Source organism: Mesorhizobium sp. M1050, assembly GCF_040318715.1.
Lineage (GTDB): Bacteria > Pseudomonadota > Alphaproteobacteria > Rhizobiales > Rhizobiaceae > Mesorhizobium.
Genome location: NZ_JAMYMV010000021.1, coordinates 23873 through 38628 on the forward strand (window position 1 = coordinate 23873; position 14756 = coordinate 38628).

The 14756-nt window shown below is 62.0% G+C and carries 20 protein-coding genes and 1 other RNA gene; 10 read left to right on the forward strand and 11 right to left on the reverse strand.

Annotation, left to right across the window (positions count from 1 at the left end):
* Positions 1–13: 13 nt before the first annotated feature.
* The gene (locus tag NKH57_RS14215) at positions 14–220 is read left to right on the forward strand and encodes a glycine zipper domain-containing protein (RefSeq protein ID WP_352945014.1); all 207 of its coding nucleotides are present in this window, start codon (positions 14–16) and stop codon (positions 218–220) included.
* 18 nt (positions 221–238) lie between these two features.
* On the opposite strand, the gene NKH57_RS14220 is transcribed toward NKH57_RS14215, so the two are convergent.
* The 3 genes from NKH57_RS14220 to NKH57_RS14230 all read right to left on the reverse strand — a co-directional run bounded on the left by NKH57_RS14220 (position 239) and on the right by NKH57_RS14230 (position 1816).
* A complete protein-coding gene (locus tag NKH57_RS14220; protein WP_352944931.1) occupies positions 239–535 on the reverse strand; it encodes an Rdx family protein in 297 nt (98 codons plus the stop codon).
* On the reverse strand, positions 532–1281 hold the full coding sequence (locus NKH57_RS14225) for a YebC/PmpR family DNA-binding transcriptional regulator (protein WP_023758620.1): 750 nt from the start codon (positions 1279–1281) through the stop codon (positions 532–534). Before NKH57_RS14225 ends, NKH57_RS14220 begins: the two co-directional genes overlap by 4 nt.
* A 211-nt stretch (positions 1282–1492) precedes the next feature.
* The gene (locus NKH57_RS14230; RefSeq protein ID WP_352733039.1) at positions 1493–1816 is read right to left on the reverse strand and encodes an ArsR/SmtB family transcription factor; all 324 of its coding nucleotides are present in this window, start codon (positions 1814–1816) and stop codon (positions 1493–1495) included.
* 52 nt (positions 1817–1868) lie between these two features.
* Here NKH57_RS14230 and NKH57_RS14235 point away from each other — a divergent pair, with 52 nt between their 5' ends.
* From NKH57_RS14235 to NKH57_RS14245, 3 genes are read left to right on the forward strand one after another with little or no spacing between them, the layout of a single operon-like run.
* Positions 1869–2351, forward strand: coding sequence for an SRPBCC domain-containing protein (locus NKH57_RS14235; RefSeq protein ID WP_352944933.1), 483 nt, complete (start codon positions 1869–1871; stop codon positions 2349–2351).
* Positions 2352–2371: 20 nt separating this feature from the next.
* Positions 2372–2734 (forward strand): hypothetical protein, encoded by a 363-nt coding sequence (locus NKH57_RS14240; protein WP_352944935.1) that lies wholly within the window; start codon positions 2372–2374, stop codon positions 2732–2734.
* A 26-nt stretch (positions 2735–2760) separates the two neighbouring features.
* Positions 2761–3228 carry an SRPBCC family protein gene (locus NKH57_RS14245; protein ID WP_352605552.1) on the forward strand — a complete coding sequence of 156 codons (468 nt, stop codon included), beginning with the start codon at positions 2761–2763 and terminating at the stop codon, positions 3226–3228.
* A gap of 83 nt (positions 3229–3311) precedes the next feature.
* Here NKH57_RS14245 and NKH57_RS14250 read toward each other — a convergent pair whose 3' ends face one another.
* From NKH57_RS14250 to ssrS, 4 genes are all read right to left on the reverse strand, one after another.
* Entirely contained in the window at positions 3312–4073 is a 762-nt protein-coding gene (locus NKH57_RS14250; RefSeq protein ID WP_352944937.1) for a TerC family protein, read from the reverse strand.
* A gap of 74 nt (positions 4074–4147) precedes the next feature.
* Entirely contained in the window at positions 4148–4972 is an 825-nt protein-coding gene (locus tag NKH57_RS14255) for a TIGR00282 family metallophosphoesterase (RefSeq protein ID WP_023758614.1), read from the reverse strand.
* A gap of 70 nt (positions 4973–5042) precedes the next feature.
* Positions 5043–5630: a 5-formyltetrahydrofolate cyclo-ligase gene (locus tag NKH57_RS14260; RefSeq protein ID WP_023758613.1), complete on the reverse strand. Its 588-nt coding sequence runs from the start codon at positions 5628–5630 to the stop codon at positions 5043–5045.
* A 91-nt stretch (positions 5631–5721) separates the two neighbouring features.
* A non-coding RNA gene (gene ssrS, locus NKH57_RS14265) (6S RNA) lies at positions 5722–5877 on the reverse strand.
* A 160-nt stretch (positions 5878–6037) separates the two neighbouring features.
* Here ssrS and NKH57_RS14270 point away from each other — a divergent pair.
* From NKH57_RS14270 to msrB, 6 genes are all read left to right on the forward strand, one after another.
* Positions 6038–6877 carry an AAA family ATPase gene (locus NKH57_RS14270; protein WP_352944940.1) on the forward strand — a complete coding sequence of 280 codons (840 nt, stop codon included), beginning with the start codon at positions 6038–6040 and terminating at the stop codon, positions 6875–6877.
* Between the two features lie 90 nt (positions 6878–6967).
* Positions 6968–7414 carry a GNAT family N-acetyltransferase gene (locus tag NKH57_RS14275; RefSeq protein WP_352944942.1) on the forward strand — a complete coding sequence of 149 codons (447 nt, stop codon included), beginning with the start codon at positions 6968–6970 and terminating at the stop codon, positions 7412–7414.
* Positions 7415–7476: 62 nt separating this feature from the next.
* Positions 7477–7671: a type II toxin-antitoxin system HicA family toxin gene (locus NKH57_RS14280; RefSeq protein ID WP_352828121.1), complete on the forward strand. Its 195-nt coding sequence runs from the start codon at positions 7477–7479 to the stop codon at positions 7669–7671.
* Positions 7672–7682: 11 nt separating this feature from the next.
* Positions 7683–8087: a type II toxin-antitoxin system HicB family antitoxin gene (locus NKH57_RS14285; RefSeq protein WP_352605540.1), complete on the forward strand. Its 405-nt coding sequence runs from the start codon at positions 7683–7685 to the stop codon at positions 8085–8087.
* 6 nt (positions 8088–8093) lie between these two features.
* On the forward strand, positions 8094–9284 hold the full coding sequence (locus tag NKH57_RS14290) for a vWA domain-containing protein (protein ID WP_352944944.1): 1191 nt from the start codon (positions 8094–8096) through the stop codon (positions 9282–9284).
* Between the two features lie 105 nt (positions 9285–9389).
* On the forward strand, positions 9390–9794 hold the full coding sequence (gene msrB / locus NKH57_RS14295; RefSeq protein ID WP_013529102.1) for a peptide-methionine (R)-S-oxide reductase MsrB: 405 nt from the start codon (positions 9390–9392) through the stop codon (positions 9792–9794).
* 91 nt (positions 9795–9885) lie between these two features.
* Here the strand turns inward: msrB and NKH57_RS14300 are convergent, their stop codons facing one another.
* From NKH57_RS14300 to pyc, 4 genes are all read right to left on the reverse strand, one after another.
* The gene (locus tag NKH57_RS14300) at positions 9886–10197 is read right to left on the reverse strand and encodes a hypothetical protein (protein ID WP_352944946.1); all 312 of its coding nucleotides are present in this window, start codon (positions 10195–10197) and stop codon (positions 9886–9888) included.
* Positions 10198–10204: 7 nt separating this feature from the next.
* Complete coding sequence (locus tag NKH57_RS14305) at positions 10205–10645, reverse strand: hypothetical protein (protein WP_352944948.1); 441 nt, start codon at positions 10643–10645, stop codon at positions 10205–10207.
* A 45-nt stretch (positions 10646–10690) separates the two neighbouring features.
* On the reverse strand, positions 10691–10951 hold the full coding sequence (locus NKH57_RS14310; RefSeq protein ID WP_013529099.1) for a DUF2312 domain-containing protein: 261 nt from the start codon (positions 10949–10951) through the stop codon (positions 10691–10693).
* A 157-nt stretch (positions 10952–11108) separates the two neighbouring features.
* Positions 11109–14567, reverse strand: a complete 3459-nt coding sequence (pyc, locus tag NKH57_RS14315; RefSeq protein WP_352944950.1) for a pyruvate carboxylase — start codon at positions 14565–14567, stop codon at positions 11109–11111.
* Positions 14568–14756: the final 189 nt, after the last annotated feature.

Sequence of the window (14756 nt, forward strand, 5' to 3'; positions counted from 1 at the left end):
GGCGGAGCCATCGATGGCCGACAGTGAGGCTCCGCGCCTGAAAAGTTCAGCACGTTTTTTGGAGACGATCTTGAAGGATCAGTACTCAAACATGGCCTTTGGCACGGCCATCGGAGTTGGTGTCGGCTCGGCGATCGGCGCCGCTCTGGATGATCTGCCAATCGGCATCGCTATGGGCATCGCCATAGGCGCGGCTTTCGGAGCGTTGCGACGTAAGTGACGGTGCTGCCGGCGCTCTTCAGGCCTTTGTTTTTCGATCCGAATGGCCGAGATCGCGATCCGGATCGATGACGTCGCGCACAAGCTGCTTGAGTTTGGCCGCGTCCGGAAAGCCGCCATCGCGCTTGCGGTCCCAGACCAGAGTGTCATTGCAGGAAATGGTGAAGATGCCGCCGGTGCCAGGCACCAGCGTCACCTCGCCGAGATCGGTGCCGAAGGTCGACAGTAGCTCCTGCGCCATCCAGCCGGCACGCAGCAGCCATTGGCACCGCGTGCAATAGGTGATGCGGATGGTGGGAGGCGCTTTTTCGCTCATGCTGCGCTGAGCTTGGCCATCGTCTCGTCGTCGACCTCGAAGTTGGCGTAGACGCTTTGCACGTCATCGTCGTCCTCGAGCGTGGCGACCAGCTTCATCAGCGACTGGGCCCGCTCCTCGTCGACCGGAACATTGTTTTGCGGCCGCCAGATCGGCTTCACCGATTCGGCCTCGCCGAGCGCACCTTCCAGAGCCTTCGATACCTCGCCAAGATTTTCGAAGGCGCAGTAGATGGTGTGGCCTTCCTCATCGGACTCGACATCGTCGGCGCCGGCTTCGATCGCCGCATCCATGATCTTGTCGGCGCTGCCGGCCGATGCCGGATAGTAGATCTCGCCGGCGCGGTCCCACATGAACGACACCGAGCCGGTTTCACCCATCGCCCCGCCGGCCTTGGTGAAGGCAGCGCGCACGTTCGAGGCCGAACGGTTGCGGTTGTCGGTCAGGGCCTCGACGATGACGGCGACGCCACCTGGACCATAGCCCTCATAACGCACGGCTTCGTAATTCTCGGCGTCGCCCATCGAGGCCTTGTTGACGGCGCGCTGGATGTTGTCCTTCGGCATCGACACCGCCTTGGCGTTCTGGATCGCCAGGCGCAAGCGCGGGTTCATCGATGGGTCGGGCGTACCGCTCTTGGCGGCGACGGTGATTTCGCGCGCCAGCTTGGAAAACATTTTCGACCGCACTGCATCCTGGCGGCCCTTGCGGTGCATGATGTTCTTGAACTGTGAATGGCCAGCCATGGCACCCCTGTCGTGTTCTCGGCTAGAGCATCCGAAGCAGGTGATCTCACCTCGACTTGCGCAATGCTCGAATTCAAAATTTCAGAGCGTCCCAGGTGCAACTCGTGGAAGCACGGCGTTCTCTGTCGGAATGGCCGGCTTATAGATAAATCGGCTCAATTCGTCCAGCCACACGGCGCATGGGACGCACGACATGGATCGCCGCCATCGCTCACGCCTCCAGATCCGACTTCAACCGGTCGATGATGCTGAGCGCATGGCCGGCATACTGGCTGATCCAGCGGTCATGGATCTGCTTGATCGGCAGCGCGTTGAGATGGTTCCAGCGCTCGCGTCCGTCGCGCCGCGCGACGATGAGGTCGGCCTCCTCCAGCACCTTGAGGTGTAGCATCACGGTGCAGCGATCGATATCGGGAAACGCATCGCACAGCATGCCGGTGGTCCTTGGCGCATCCTTCAGCTGATCCAGGATTTCGCGCCGGCGCGGATGCGCCAGCGCCTTGAAAACATGGTCGTCTTGCGATCGGCTTGACATGTTATATTTCTATAACATATCCTTCGGCCAATCAAGGGAAGGAGTTGTGGATATGTCACTTGGATTCAGTGTTTCAGGACGCATCGGCAGACCGGTCGCCGACGTCTTCGACGCAGTCGTCAATCCAACGAAGCTCAGCGGCTATTTCACCACGATCGGCGGCGCCAGCGCGCCGCTGCAAGCGGGTGCCAGTGTCGTCTGGTGGGGCAAGGTGCCAGTCGAGGTCGACGAGGTGGTCAAGGACAGCCGCATCGTGCTGCGCTGGGATGCCACGGATGCCGACGGCAAGCCGGCCTACAAGACCCGCGTCGAGATGAATTTCGAACCGCTCGACGATGGCGGCACCTTCGTCACCATCGCCGAGAGCGGCTGGCGGGAAGGCGCGGTCGGCCTGAAGAAATCCTACCTCAACTGCGAGGGCTGGTCGCAGATGCTGGCCTGCATGAAGGCCTATGTCGAATACGGCATCAATTTGCGCGACGGCTACTACCGCAGCGAGATGAAGGGCGAACCCGCCAACGAGACCAACATTTGAACGTGACGACGGAGCCCGCAATGACCGCGAAGATCACCGGCGGCATCAACATCGCCATGAAGGTGCCGCCGCACCAATATGAGGCGACGGTCGCCTTCTACCGCGACGTCGTCGGCCTGAAGCCGTTCACCGATAAGGCGCCGGCAATCGGCTTCGAGCTCGGTCCCAACCTCTTGTGGATCGATGAAGCGCCGATGTTGAGCCAGGCCGAGGTGTGGCTGGAGCTGTTCACCGACGATTTTCCCGCCGCTGCGGATCATTTCGCCAGGGCCGGAATTGTGCGTTGCGATGCTATCGAGCCTCTGGGCGAGGGCTTCCGCGGCGGCTGGATCAGCAATCCAGCCAGCATCGTTCACATGCTGCGCGAACCAGACGCCTGGTGAGCGCCAAGCCCGGAAAGGACAATCCCATGGAAATCCGCGAGACACCGACCGCCGAAGCCGGCATGCTGATCCGGCGGCCTGTCGCCCACGTGTTCGAGGCCATCGTCGATCCGGCCATCACCACGAAATTCTGGTTCACCCACGGCAGCGGCCGTCTCGACAGCGGAAAGCAGGTTCGTTGGGAGTGGCGCATGTACGGCGTCTCGACGACAGTCGATGTCAGCGAGATCGTCGCGAACGACAAGATCGTCATGCAGTGGAGCGATCCGCCGACCACGGTGGTCTGGACCTTCACCGAAATGCCCGGCGATGCGACCTTTGTGGAGGTTCGCAATTTCGGTTTCGCCGGCAACGGCGACGAGCAGGTGAAGGAGGCCATCGGTTCAACCGGCGGCTTCACCCTCGTGCTGGCCGGCGCCAAGGCGTGGCTGGAGCACGGCCTGACGCTCGGCCTGATCGGCGACCGTCACCCGAAGGGTGTGCCGACGAACTGAACCGGCTCAAGATCGCCGTTTTTCCTGTTCAATCACATGGTGACGGAGCACGCGATTGATCTCGGTTTGGTATCCGCCGCCCCTCAGTGCCCACCACCCGCCTTCTTGCGCCGTCGCGCCAGCATGTTGAGCCCCTCGACCAGCGCCGAAAAGCCCATCGCCGCATAGATGTAGCCCTTCGGCACATGGTAACCCATGCCGTCGGCGATCAGCGTCATGCCGATCATCAAAAGGAAGCCCAGCGCCAGCATGACGATGCTCGGGTTCCTGGCGATGAAGTCCGCCAGCGGTCCGGCCGCCAGCATCATCACGCTGACCGCGACGATCACCGCGATGTACATGATGGCGATCTCGTCGGTCATGCCGACGGCGGTGATGATCGAATCGATGGAGAAGACGAGGTCGAGCAGCAGAATCTGGAAGATCGCACCGGCAAGACTGATCTGCAGCGTCTCGCCCAGCATCGTGTCCTTGTGGTCGTCGGGATCGACCGTGTGATGGATTTCCTTGGTCGCCTTCCAGACCAGGAACAGGCCACCGGCGATGAGGATCAGGTCGCGCCAGGAAAAGCCGTGGCCGAGGGCGGTGAAGACCGGCGTCGTCAACTGAACGATGATCGAAATGGTGGCCAGCAGCACCAGCCGCATGACCAGTGCCGCCGAGATGCCGAGGCGGCGTGCGCGGGCCCTTTGGGCTACCGGCAACTTGTTGGTCAGGATCGAGATGAAGATCAGATTGTCGATGCCGAGGACGATCTCGAGCACCACCAGCGTCAGCAGCGCGACCCAGGCCGTTGGATCCGATACGAATTGAAAATGCGGCGCCAGGAATTCGATGAGCTGCATGGAGGTCGTCCCCTCTACTAACGATCTAGAGCAGTGTCGCCGGCAATTAGGTACTATGCGCGGCTATATCAATGTCACGACCAGAAGGATGGCGCGGTTTCCTCCAGCCGCGGGCCGCGGCGAAACGGCGCGATTTTCTCCGTCAGCCCGGTGCGGTCGGAAATGTCGACCCCGACGCCGCACAACGTCGCTGGTCCGGTGGCGGCCTCGAACCGCCCTTTCGGCACTTTCGACAGGAACCGGTTGAGCGGTTCCTCCTTGTCCATGCCGAGCGAGGAATCATAGTCGCCGCACATGCCGGCGTCGGACATGTAGCCGGTGCCGCCATTGAGGATCTGGTGATCGCCGGTCGGCTGATGCGTGTGGGTGCCGATGACGAGGCTGGCGCGGCCATCGACGAAATGCGCGAAACACATCTTTTCCGAGGTCGCCTCGGCGTGGAAGTCGATGACCACCGCATCCGCCTGCTCGCCGAGCGGACAGGCGGCAAGCTCGCGTTCGCCGGCCTGGAACGGGTCGTCGAGCTCGGGATGCATGAACACCCGGCCCATGATGTTGGCGACCAGCACGCGCGCGCCGCTCCTGGCGATGTAGACGCCGGAGCCGCGTCCGGGCGTGCCCTTGGGAAAGTTGGAGGGGCGCAGGAAGCGCTCTTCGCGCGGCGCGAAGGCCAGCGCGTCACGCTGGTCCCAGACATGGTTGCCCGTGGTGACGACATCGGCGCCGGCTGCGATCGTCTCGCGAAAGATGTCTTCGGTGATGCCGAAGCCGCCGGCGGCATTCTCGCCGTTGACGATTACGAAATCGAGTTTGAAGTCGGAGATCAGCCCGGGCAGTTGTTCCCACACCGCGGTGCGTCCCGTTTTTCCAACCATGTCACCGAGGAAGAGAAGTCTCATATGATCCCGCACCGAAGGTCAGCGAAGCAAAAGCTGCATGACGCCAGTGAAAGATCATGCGTCCATTTATCTACAATTTTGGCACGAAGCGGCGCAACCCGCTCTCGGTGAGTATTTCCGCGATGATGACGTCATGGTCCTCATCCGGCACCTGCGCCACCTCCTGGCAATCGAAGGCGATGCCGATCAGTCGCGGCGGCTGTCCCTTGTCGATCAGCCTGGCGATGGCGCGGTCGTAATAGCCGGCGCCGTAGCCGATGCGATGGCCGCGCGCATCGAAGGCGGCGAGCGGCACCAGCATCACCGAGGGATCGAGCACCTCGGCCTCCTCATGCGGACCGACCGTGCCGAAACCCATCTCGACCATCGGCGCGCCGCGCACCAGCTCGCGAAAGACGATCGTGGTCTTGTCGAGAATGGCCGGCAGACAGAGCCGTGCGCCCTTCTCGCGCAACGCAAACATCAGCGGCCTGACGTCGACCTCCGAGCGCATCGGCCAGAAGCCGGAAACGATCTGGCCCGCTTCGATGTGGAGGTGATCGCGCGCCGTCTCGGCCATTTCCAGCGCGATCTCCACCCGCCAGAATTCATCGAGCGCGTCGCGGCGCCCGAGTGCCTCGCGGCGAAGCTGCTTTTTCAGGTCTCTAGACAATGTCATGCGCCAACGCTGGAGAAGGCCAGATTTGAATGGAGAAGAGCGGCGTTTCCACCGTATCATTCACCGAATGCGTGGAGACGCCTTGGAGAAGCGACGGTCCACACAACCGGTGGAGAGAGCGATCCCGGGAACCTACAAAGTAGGTGGGCGCCGTGTGAGAAAACCCACGGGTCTTCCCAGGGACAGCTCCCTAAGGATCGTTAAGGCCCCGGGGAAAATGTTCTCCTGCCGGGAAGCACAGACCGTCACCCGCAATATAGGCGGCTCATCGGGCAAGCGCCAGAGAGACAGCGTGGCCGGCGACTTTATTCTCTGCAAATCCGTTGCTCCTGTTCAGCTCCATGCCGCCATGCCTTGCACTGGCAAGTCCGTCTCCCTACGGTTGTCGTGGCAACCAAGGAGCTAGAATGCGTTTCGAAGGCACGGCGGCCTATGTCGCCGACAAGGATCTGATGGTGGCCGTCAACGCGGCGATCGCGCTGGAGCGGCCCTTGCTGGTCAAGGGCGAGCCTGGCACCGGCAAGACGGAGTTGGCGCGCCAGGTGGCGGCGGCACTCGGCCTCGACCTGATCGAATGGCACGTCAAGTCGACCACCAGAGCGCAGCAGGGCCTTTACGAGTACGACGCCGTCTCGCGGCTGCGCGATAGCCAGCTCGGCGATATCAGGTTCAACGACATCAAGAATTACATCAAACGCGGCAAACTTTGGGAGGCGTTCGCGGCCGACAAAAAGGTCGTGCTTTTGATCGACGAGATCGACAAGGCCGACATCGAATTCCCCAACGACCTGCTGCAGGAACTCGATCGGATGGAGTTCTTCGTCTACGAGACCGGCGAAACGATCCGTGCCGCGGTCAGGCCGATCGTCATCATCACCTCCAACAATGAGAAGGAGCTACCGGACGCCTTCCTGCGTCGCTGCTTCTTTCACTATATCCGCTTTCCCGACGTCGACACGCTGCACAGAATTGTCGATGTCCACTATCCCGGCATCAAGCAGAACCTGGTGCGGGCGGCGCTGACCCAGTTCTACGAGATCCGCGAGGTGCCGGGACTGAAGAAGAAGCCGTCGACCTCCGAAGCGCTCGACTGGATAAGGCTGCTGGTCGCCGACGACATTGCGCCGGAAGATTTGCGCGCCGACCCGAAGAATGCCCTGCCCAAACTGCATGGCGCTCTCTTGAAGAACGAGCAGGACGTGCACCTGTTTGAGCGGCTGGCGTTCATGGCCAGAAGGCAGCAATAGGGCGGCAGCAGTAGCGCTTTCCCTTCTGTGGACCGTTGCCGGCAGCCGAACAGGCAGGCAGCTTCGGCCGGAACCTTCGGAGGAAATGAAATGTCTGAGATTGTTGTCCGCCCGCTCGCGCAGTCCGACCACGCCGACTGGCGGCGGCTCTGGACCGACTACCTGACCTTCTATGAGACGAAGCTTCCCGAAGAGGTCTATGCCGTCACTTGGCAACGACTGTTCGCGCCGGGTGAGTTCGAACCCAAGGGTTTCATTGCGACCCTCGACGGCAAGGTTGTCGGCCTTACCCACTATCTCTACCACCGCTCCGGTTGGTCGGAAAAAAACAACTGCTATCTGCAGGACCTGTTCGCCGACCCGGACGTGCGCGGCAAGGGCATTGGTGCGGCGCTGATCGAGGCCGTGCAACAGGAAGCCGCAAAAATCGGCGTCAAGAACGTCTACTGGATGACGCACGAAACCAACACCACCGCGCGCAAGCTCTATGACCACGTGGCGCGCAGGACCGGCTTCATCGAGTATGATCTATTGTGAAGAAAGTGGGAGATTGAAATGGCCGCCATTGCGCAATATATTGCGCATGGCCTGGTTGTGTAATGCCGTTGATCGAGACCAATACGCGCAAAATTATCATCAGGCTTTTGCGCGATGGCTGGGTAAGTGTCGGCGGCGGCAAGCACGACAAATATGAGCATCCGGAACGGCCAGAGGTGATGATCATCGTGCCTAGGCATCGTGAACAATCTCCTGGTGTCGCCCGGTCGATCGCCCGGCTGGCTGCATGGATTTGAGGACAGACCGCATGACGCATTATGTTGGAATTCTCGATGGGGCAGGGAACATCTGGGGGGTGCGCGTCCCTGATCTTCCCGGCTGCCATGGCGGCGGCGCAAGCCCCGAAGAAGCCATTGCCGATGCGACTTCCGCGGTGCGCGAATGGGTCGAAGCACGTGCGACGAAACATCTGCAGTTACCGGTCTCGCGTACGGTGGCGCAATTGCTCCTGCAAGACGAACTCGATACTGCCGCCGGCGAATCCGCCGTGATGATCCCGGTGCTGATCGACTCGGGCCGGCCCGTCCGAGCCAATCTGTCGCTCGACGCCGGTCTTCTGGCGGCGATCGACGAAGAAGCAGGCCGGCGTGGCCTGACGCGTTCCGCATTCATTGCAAGCGCCGCACGAGAGAAGATCGAAGGCCACAGATAACCGACCATGTTCATCCCGTTTTTCCTCGAACTGAAGGCAGCCCGCGTTCCCGTTTCGCTGCGGGAATATCTGTCGCTGCTGGAGGGGCTGGAAGCCGGGCTGGTCGACTATGATGTCGAAGGTTTTTATTACCTCGCCCGCACCGCATTGGTGAAGGACGAGCGCCATATCGACCGCTTCGACCAGGTGTTTTCGCATGTCTTCAAGGGGATCGAAGCGCTGGGCGGACCGGATGCGGTCGATGTCGCGAACATTCCCGAGGACTGGTTGCGTCGCCTCGCCGAAAAGCACCTGACCGAGGAAGAGAAAAAGCTGGTCGAGGCACTCGGCGGCTTCGAAAAGCTGATGGAGACCTTGAAGCAGCGGCTGGAGGAGCAGAACGGCCGTCACCAGGGTGGCTCGAAATGGATCGGCACCGGCGGCACCTCGCCCTTCGGCGCCTATGGCTACAACCCCGAAGGCGTGCGTATCGGTCAGCATGAAAGCCGCAACCGCCGCGCGGTGAAGGTGTGGGACAAGCGCGAGTTCAGGAATTTCGACGATGCCGTCGAGCTCGGCACCCGCAACATCAAGATCGCGCTGAAGCGTCTGCGCCGCTGGGTGCGCGAGGGTGCCGAGGAGGAGTTCGACCTGCCTGGAACAATCCACGCCACCGCCGAGCACGGCTATCTCGACGTGCGGACGCGGCCGGAACGCCGCAACGCCGTGAAGCTCCTGATGTTCTTCGATGTCGGCGGCTCGATGGACGATCACATCAAAAGCGTCGAGGAGCTGTTCTCGGCCGCCCGCGCCGAATTCCGCCAGCTCGAATATTTCTATTTCCACAACTGCCTCTATGAGGGCGTGTGGAGGGACAATCGCCGCAGGCATGCCGAGGTGATTCCGACCTTCGACCTCCTCCACAAATACGGGCCGGACTACAAGGTGATCATCGTCGGCGACGCATCGATGAGCCCCTACGAGATCGCTCATCCCGGCGGTTCGGTCGAACACTGGAATCCGGAGGCAGGCAGCGTCTGGCTCGGCCGCCTGCTGCAGCAATGGCCGAACGCGGTGTGGGTCAACCCTGAGGCCGAAAAGAACTGGGGTTACACCCATTCGATCGCGATGATCCGCGACATTTTCGGCGGCCGCATGTTTCCGATGACACTGGCCGGGCTCGAAGGCGCGACGAAGCAGCTTTCAAGAAAGCACTGAACCTTGCCCGCCTTCTCGGAACTGGGCAGACGGGTAACAAATGCCTATCTTGGTGCGAATACGAGGCTGCAACCAATAACGAGCCGGCAAGGCTGAGGAGATCGAATGGACACCCATACCTACCCAGTAACCCGCACCGACGCAGAATGGCGCGCCCGGCTGACGCCGGAGCAATATGCCGTCATGCGCGGCCACGGCACCGAGCGGCCAGGAAGCTGCGCCTTGCTTTACGAGAAGCGCGCCGGCACCTTTTCCTGCGTCGGCTGCGATCAGCCTTTGTTTGAATCCAAACTGAAGTTCGAGAGCGGAACCGGCTGGCCGAGCTTCAACGACCCGGTACCGGGCTCGGTCGAGAACACTGTCGACCGCAGCTACGGCATGGTCCGCACCGAATGCCACTGTGCCCGCTGCGGCAGCCATCTCGGCCATGTCTTCGAGGACGGCCCGCCGCCGACCGGCCTGCGCTATTGCATCAACGGCGTGGCGCTGAAATTCGAGCCGGCGGCTTGAGCCAAACGATCGGGGGATAGATGGGAAGGGCGGCTGCGGCCGCCCTTTTTGTCTGCGATCCGTGAAATTGGCTGGTGCGGTCGATGCTCGATCAGACCACGACCGTCAGGATCAGCCACAATGTAGCCCCGAGCGTCATCAACGAGGCCTTGATGCCACTGGCCCTTTCCGTGGTTCGCCAGACGGCAAAGGTCAGGAAGATATTGTAGGGCACCAGCGCGAAATGCACCGCCAGGACCAGCACAAGCGGCATCTTCAGAGCAAGCAGGATAATCGCTGCTACTGCGGACGCGACGTTGAGCGCCGTACCGAGAAGGGCAAGGTCGCGCCAGAACAGCCGGTCGAGCGGCACCCGGCCTTGCCAGCGTGAGCGGAAGAAGGATCCGACGCCGTCTGGCAACACCTGATGTCTACCCCTGCCCCAGGACTTCTGTGACCGCACGTTCGATACGCGAACATTCGGTCACCAGCCAGTCGGTCATCGCCGGCCAATTGTCCTCGGCATAACAGTTCACCCGCCACATCGAATTGATGCCGAGGCCTTCGCAACTCTGTTCCGGCCTGAGTTTCAGCCTGTCTTCGATCGCCGCCTGGAACGGCTTCAGTCGCGACCAGGCTTGCGTGGCGCCGAACTTCTCGTTGCGGCCGAAGAAGACGCCGACATGGTTCTGCGCCGGCGCGACGTACATGGAAAGGACCAATGCGAAGTCGGGCAGCCCGCGCTGCCAGAACCACGGTCCGCGCCTCGCCATCAGGGCTTTTTCTTCCGGGTGCCGTTCGGCGAACAGCGTCCAGAAGCTGCGCTGGCGAAATTCAGAGGCGCGTCGGGCGCCGAAGTCGAATTCGCTCATGGCTCAAAACCGTATCTCCGGCGTCGGCGCCGGGGCTGGCTGGCCCTAGACCATGCCCAATGCGGCCTTGTACAGGTCGAGGATGGTTTCCTCCTCCTGGCGTTCGGCCTGATCCTTCTTGCGCAGCCGGATGATCGTGCGCATCGCCTTGGTGTCGAACCCGGTGCCCTTGGCCTCGGCAAACACTTCCTTGATGTCGTCGGAAATGGTCTTCTTCTCTTCTTCGAGCCGCTCTATGCGCTCGATGAAGGCACGCAGCTGGCCGGCGGCAACTGTCTGGCTGGTATCGGTGATATCGTCGGCCATTTTTTCTCCACATCGTTTTTCGCGCCGCGACTCGGTGACGACGGCGCCAAATTTGAGCCGGTTCGATGCCCGACCGGCGGCGGCGGGTCAAGCCGTTATCGATGCTGCATGAAAGGCTGCCGCCATGATGCGGACAGCCATCCCCAGGAAGGTAGCATTAGCCGAAGGCGATCAGCAGATCCTTGGCATCGATCTGGTCGCCGGCCTTGACCAGCACCTCGGCGACGGTGCCGTCGCGCTCGGCATGCAGCGCCGTTTCCATCTTCATCGCCTCGATGGAAAGCAGCACATCGCCCGCCTTCACAGCCTGGCCGGCGGCAACCGAAAGTGCGGAGACGACACCCGGCATCGGCGCACCGACATGGGCTTCGTTGCCGGGCTCGGCCTTGCGGCGGGCCTTGGCGGCGGACGCGCCATGCGCCCTGTCGGGCACCTTCACACGACGCGGCTGGCCATTGAGCTCGAAGAACACGGTGACCATGCCCTTTTCGTCGACATCGCCGATGGCAAGGCAGCGCACCACCAGCGTCTTGCCCTTCTCGATATCGACGAAGATCTCGTCTTCGGATTTCATGCCGTAGAAATAGGTCGGCGTCGGCAGCACGCTGACGGGACCGTAGGTCTCCTGCGCGCCGGCGAAATCCGTAAACACCTTCGGGTACATCAGCCACGAGGCGAATTCGAATTCTGAGAGTTTGCGCTCGAGCTTCGCTTCGATCTCCTTGCGGTTGGCCTTGAGGTCCGCCGGCTTGAGCAGCGAGCCGGGCCGCACCTTGATCGGCTTGTCGCCCTTCAGCACCTTCTTCTGCAGCTTCTCAGGCCAGCCGCCGGGCGACTGGCCGAGATCGCCGCGCAGCATCGACACCACGGAGTCCGGGAAGGCGATGTCCCTGCTGGGGTTCTCGACATCGGCGACGGTCAGATCCTGGCTGACCATCATCAGCGCCATGTCGCCGACGACCTTGGACGACGGCGTCACCTTGACGATGTCGCCGAACATCAGATTGACGTCGTGATAGGTCTGCGCCACTTCGTGCCAGCGTGTCTCCAGCCCGAGCGAACGCGCCTGCTCCTTGAGATTGGTGAACTGTCCGCCCGGCATTTCGTGCAGGTAGACTTCCGAGGCCGGCCCCTTGAGGTCGCTTTCGAAGGCCGCATACTGGTTGCGTACCGCTTCCCAGTAGAACGAGATCTTCCTGATCCATTGCGGATCGAGGCCCGGGTCGCGTTCGGTGCCCTTCAGCGCCTCGACGATGGAGCCGAGACATGGCTGCGACGTGTTGCCCGAGAGCGAATCCATCGCCGCGTCGATAGCATCGACGCCGCTGTCGACGGCCGCCAGCACAGTGGCTGCCGATAGGCCTGACGTGTCGTGGGTGTGGAAATGGATCGGCAGGTCGGTCGCTTCGCGCAGCGCCTTGAACAGCACCCGCGCGGCGGATGGCTTCAGCAGTCCGGCCATGTCCTTGACGGCGATGATGTGGGCGCCGGCCGCCTGCAATTCCCCGGTCAGGCCGACATAATATTTGAGGTCGTATTTTGCCCGCGCCGGATCGAGGATGTCGCCGGTATAGCAGATCGCCGCTTCGATCAGCTTGCCCTCTGTGCCGACCGCATCCATGGCGACGCGCATGTTCTCGACCCAGTTCAGGCAGTCGAAGACGCGGAACAGGTCGATGCCGCCGGCGGCCGCCTGTTTGACGAAATGCTGCACGACATTGTCGGGATAGTTGGTGTAGCCGACGCCGTTGGCGCCGCGCAGCAGCATCTGCAGCAACAGATTGGGCGCTGCCTCGCGCACCAGCGTCAGCCGCTCCCACGGATCCTCGGTGAGGAAGCGCATGGCGACGTCGAATGTGGCGCCGCCCCAGCATTCGAGCGACAGAAGCTGCGGCAAGGCACGCGCATAGGTGCCGGCGATGCCGGCGATGTCATGCGTGCGCATGCGCGTCGCGAGCAGCGACTGGTGGCCGTCACGCATCGTCGTGTCGGTGACCAGCACCTCCTTCTGGTTGCGCATCCAGGCAGCGAATTTCTGCGGTCCGAGCACGTCGAGCTTCTGCTTGCTGCCATCAGGCACATTGCCGTTGAGATAGGGCACCAATGGTGCGGCCGCATCGGCCTTCGGCTGCGGCCGGCCGCGTGTCTCGGGGTGACCGTTGACCGAAACGTCGGCAAGATAGTTGAGCAGCTTGGTGGCACGGTCCTGGCGCTTGACCTGCTGGAACAGCTCCGGCGTCGTATCGATGAATTTGGTGGTGTAGGAATTATCGGCGAAGCTCGGGTGGTTGATGATCGCTTCGAGGAAGGTCAAATTGGTGGCAACGCCGCGGATGCGGAACTCGCGCAGCGCCCGGTTCATGCGGGCGATGGTCTCGGCCGGCGTCGGCGCCCACGCCGTCACCTTCTCCAGCAGCGGATCATAGAAGCGGGTGATGACCGCGCCGGAATAGGCAGTGCCGCCATCGAGGCGGATGCCGAAACCTGTCGCGCCGCGATAGGCGGTGATGCGGCCGTAGTCCGGGATGAAATTCTGCTCGGGATCTTCGGTGGTGATGCGGCACTGCAAGGCATGGCCGTTTAGCCTTATGTCCTTCTGCACCGGCACGCCCGATTCCGGCGTGCCGATGGCAAACCCGTCGAGGATATGGATCTGCGCCTTGACGATGTCGATGCCGGTCACTTGTTCGGTGACGGTGTGCTCGACTTGGATGCGCGGGTTGACCTCGATGAAGTAGAACTTGCCGGTGTCGGCGTCCTGCAGGAACTCGACCGTGCCGGCGCCGATATAGCTGGTCTCGCGGGCGATCTTCAGCGCATGGCCGCAAAGCTCCTCGCGCTGCGACATTTCGAGATAGGGCGCCGGCGCCCGCTCCACGACCTTCTGGTTGCGGCGCTGGATCGAGCAGTCGCGCTCGAACAGATGCACGGCGTTGCCATGCGTGTCGCCCAGAACCTGCACCTCGACATGGCGGGCACGCTCGATCAGCTTTTCGAGATAGACCTCATCCTTGCCGAAGGCGGCTTTCGCCTCGCGCTTGCCTTCCGTGACTTCGCGGGCAAGGTCGGCTTCGGCGCGGATGGCACGCATGCCGCGGCCGCCGCCGCCCCATGATGCCTTCAGCATCACCGGATAGCCGATTTCCTTGGCCAGTTTCTTGACCGCATCCATGTCGTCCGGCAACGGATCGGTGGCGGGGATCACCGGCACGCCGACCTCGATGGCGAGATTGCGCGCCGCGACCTTGTTGCCGAGCCGGCGCATCGTGTCCGGCTTCGGCCCGATGAAAATGATTCCGGCCTGGGCACAGGCATCGGCAAATTCGGGGCTTTCCGACAACAGGCCGTAGCCGGGATGAATGGCATCGGCGCCCGAAAGCCTGGCGACGCGGATCACCTCCTCGATCGACAGATAGCTTTCGATCGGTCCCATGTCCCTGGCCAGATGCGGCCCGCGTCCGACCTGGTAGCTCTCGTCGGCCTTGAAGCGATGCAGGGAGTATTTGTCCTCCTCGGCCCAGATCGCCACGGTTTTCAGACCGAGTTCGTTGGCCGCGCGAAAGACGCGAATGGCGATTTCGGACCGGTTGGCGACGAGAATCTTCGTGATGGCCAAGGACTGAGGCTCCAGCAACGGAAGGGAACAGAAATCGGCGCAATGATTAGCGTGAAAATGCTGCAGTGCAAACGAAATTGACGAGCACTTAAACCGATTGAAATGGAATCTTTGCGCCGAACGCTGTCGCATTCATTCGAACATGCAGCGAAGCGCTGGGCATCGCCGGTCAACGCGCGATCGTTTCCG

What these genes read in the sequence shown, in the direction of transcription:
- NKH57_RS14225 (WP_023758620.1), bottom strand. Translation starts at nt 1,281, where the DNA reads ATGGCTGGCCATTCACAGTTCAAGAACATCATGCACCGCAAGGGCCGC.
- NKH57_RS14220 (WP_352944931.1), bottom strand. Translation starts at nt 535, where the DNA reads ATGAGCGAAAAAGCGCCTCCCACCATCCGCATCACCTATTGCACGCGG.
- NKH57_RS14215 (WP_352945014.1), top strand. Translation starts at nt 14, where the DNA reads ATGGCCGACAGTGAGGCTCCGCGCCTGAAAAGTTCAGCACGTTTTTTG.
- NKH57_RS14290 (WP_352944944.1), top strand. Translation starts at nt 8,094, where the DNA reads ATGTTCATCCCGTTTTTCCTCGAACTGAAGGCAGCCCGCGTTCCCGTT.
- NKH57_RS14235 (WP_352944933.1), top strand. Translation starts at nt 1,869, where the DNA reads ATGTCACTTGGATTCAGTGTTTCAGGACGCATCGGCAGACCGGTCGCC.
- NKH57_RS14270 (WP_352944940.1), top strand. Translation starts at nt 6,038, where the DNA reads ATGCGTTTCGAAGGCACGGCGGCCTATGTCGCCGACAAGGATCTGATG.
- NKH57_RS14285 (WP_352605540.1), top strand. Translation starts at nt 7,683, where the DNA reads ATGACGCATTATGTTGGAATTCTCGATGGGGCAGGGAACATCTGGGGG.
- NKH57_RS14305 (WP_352944948.1), bottom strand. Translation starts at nt 10,645, where the DNA reads ATGAGCGAATTCGACTTCGGCGCCCGACGCGCCTCTGAATTTCGCCAG.
- NKH57_RS14280 (WP_352828121.1), top strand. Translation starts at nt 7,477, where the DNA reads ATGCCGTTGATCGAGACCAATACGCGCAAAATTATCATCAGGCTTTTG.
- NKH57_RS14230 (WP_352733039.1), bottom strand. Translation starts at nt 1,816, where the DNA reads ATGTCAAGCCGATCGCAAGACGACCATGTTTTCAAGGCGCTGGCGCAT.
- NKH57_RS14260 (WP_023758613.1), bottom strand. Translation starts at nt 5,630, where the DNA reads ATGACATTGTCTAGAGACCTGAAAAAGCAGCTTCGCCGCGAGGCACTC.
- NKH57_RS14250 (WP_352944937.1), bottom strand. Translation starts at nt 4,073, where the DNA reads ATGCAGCTCATCGAATTCCTGGCGCCGCATTTTCAATTCGTATCGGAT.
- NKH57_RS14240 (WP_352944935.1), top strand. Translation starts at nt 2,372, where the DNA reads ATGACCGCGAAGATCACCGGCGGCATCAACATCGCCATGAAGGTGCCG.
- NKH57_RS14255 (WP_023758614.1), bottom strand. Translation starts at nt 4,972, where the DNA reads ATGAGACTTCTCTTCCTCGGTGACATGGTTGGAAAAACGGGACGCACC.
- NKH57_RS14245 (WP_352605552.1), top strand. Translation starts at nt 2,761, where the DNA reads ATGGAAATCCGCGAGACACCGACCGCCGAAGCCGGCATGCTGATCCGG.
- NKH57_RS14310 (WP_013529099.1), bottom strand. Translation starts at nt 10,951, where the DNA reads ATGGCCGACGATATCACCGATACCAGCCAGACAGTTGCCGCCGGCCAG.
- msrB (WP_013529102.1), top strand. Translation starts at nt 9,390, where the DNA reads ATGGACACCCATACCTACCCAGTAACCCGCACCGACGCAGAATGGCGC.
- NKH57_RS14275 (WP_352944942.1), top strand. Translation starts at nt 6,968, where the DNA reads ATGTCTGAGATTGTTGTCCGCCCGCTCGCGCAGTCCGACCACGCCGAC.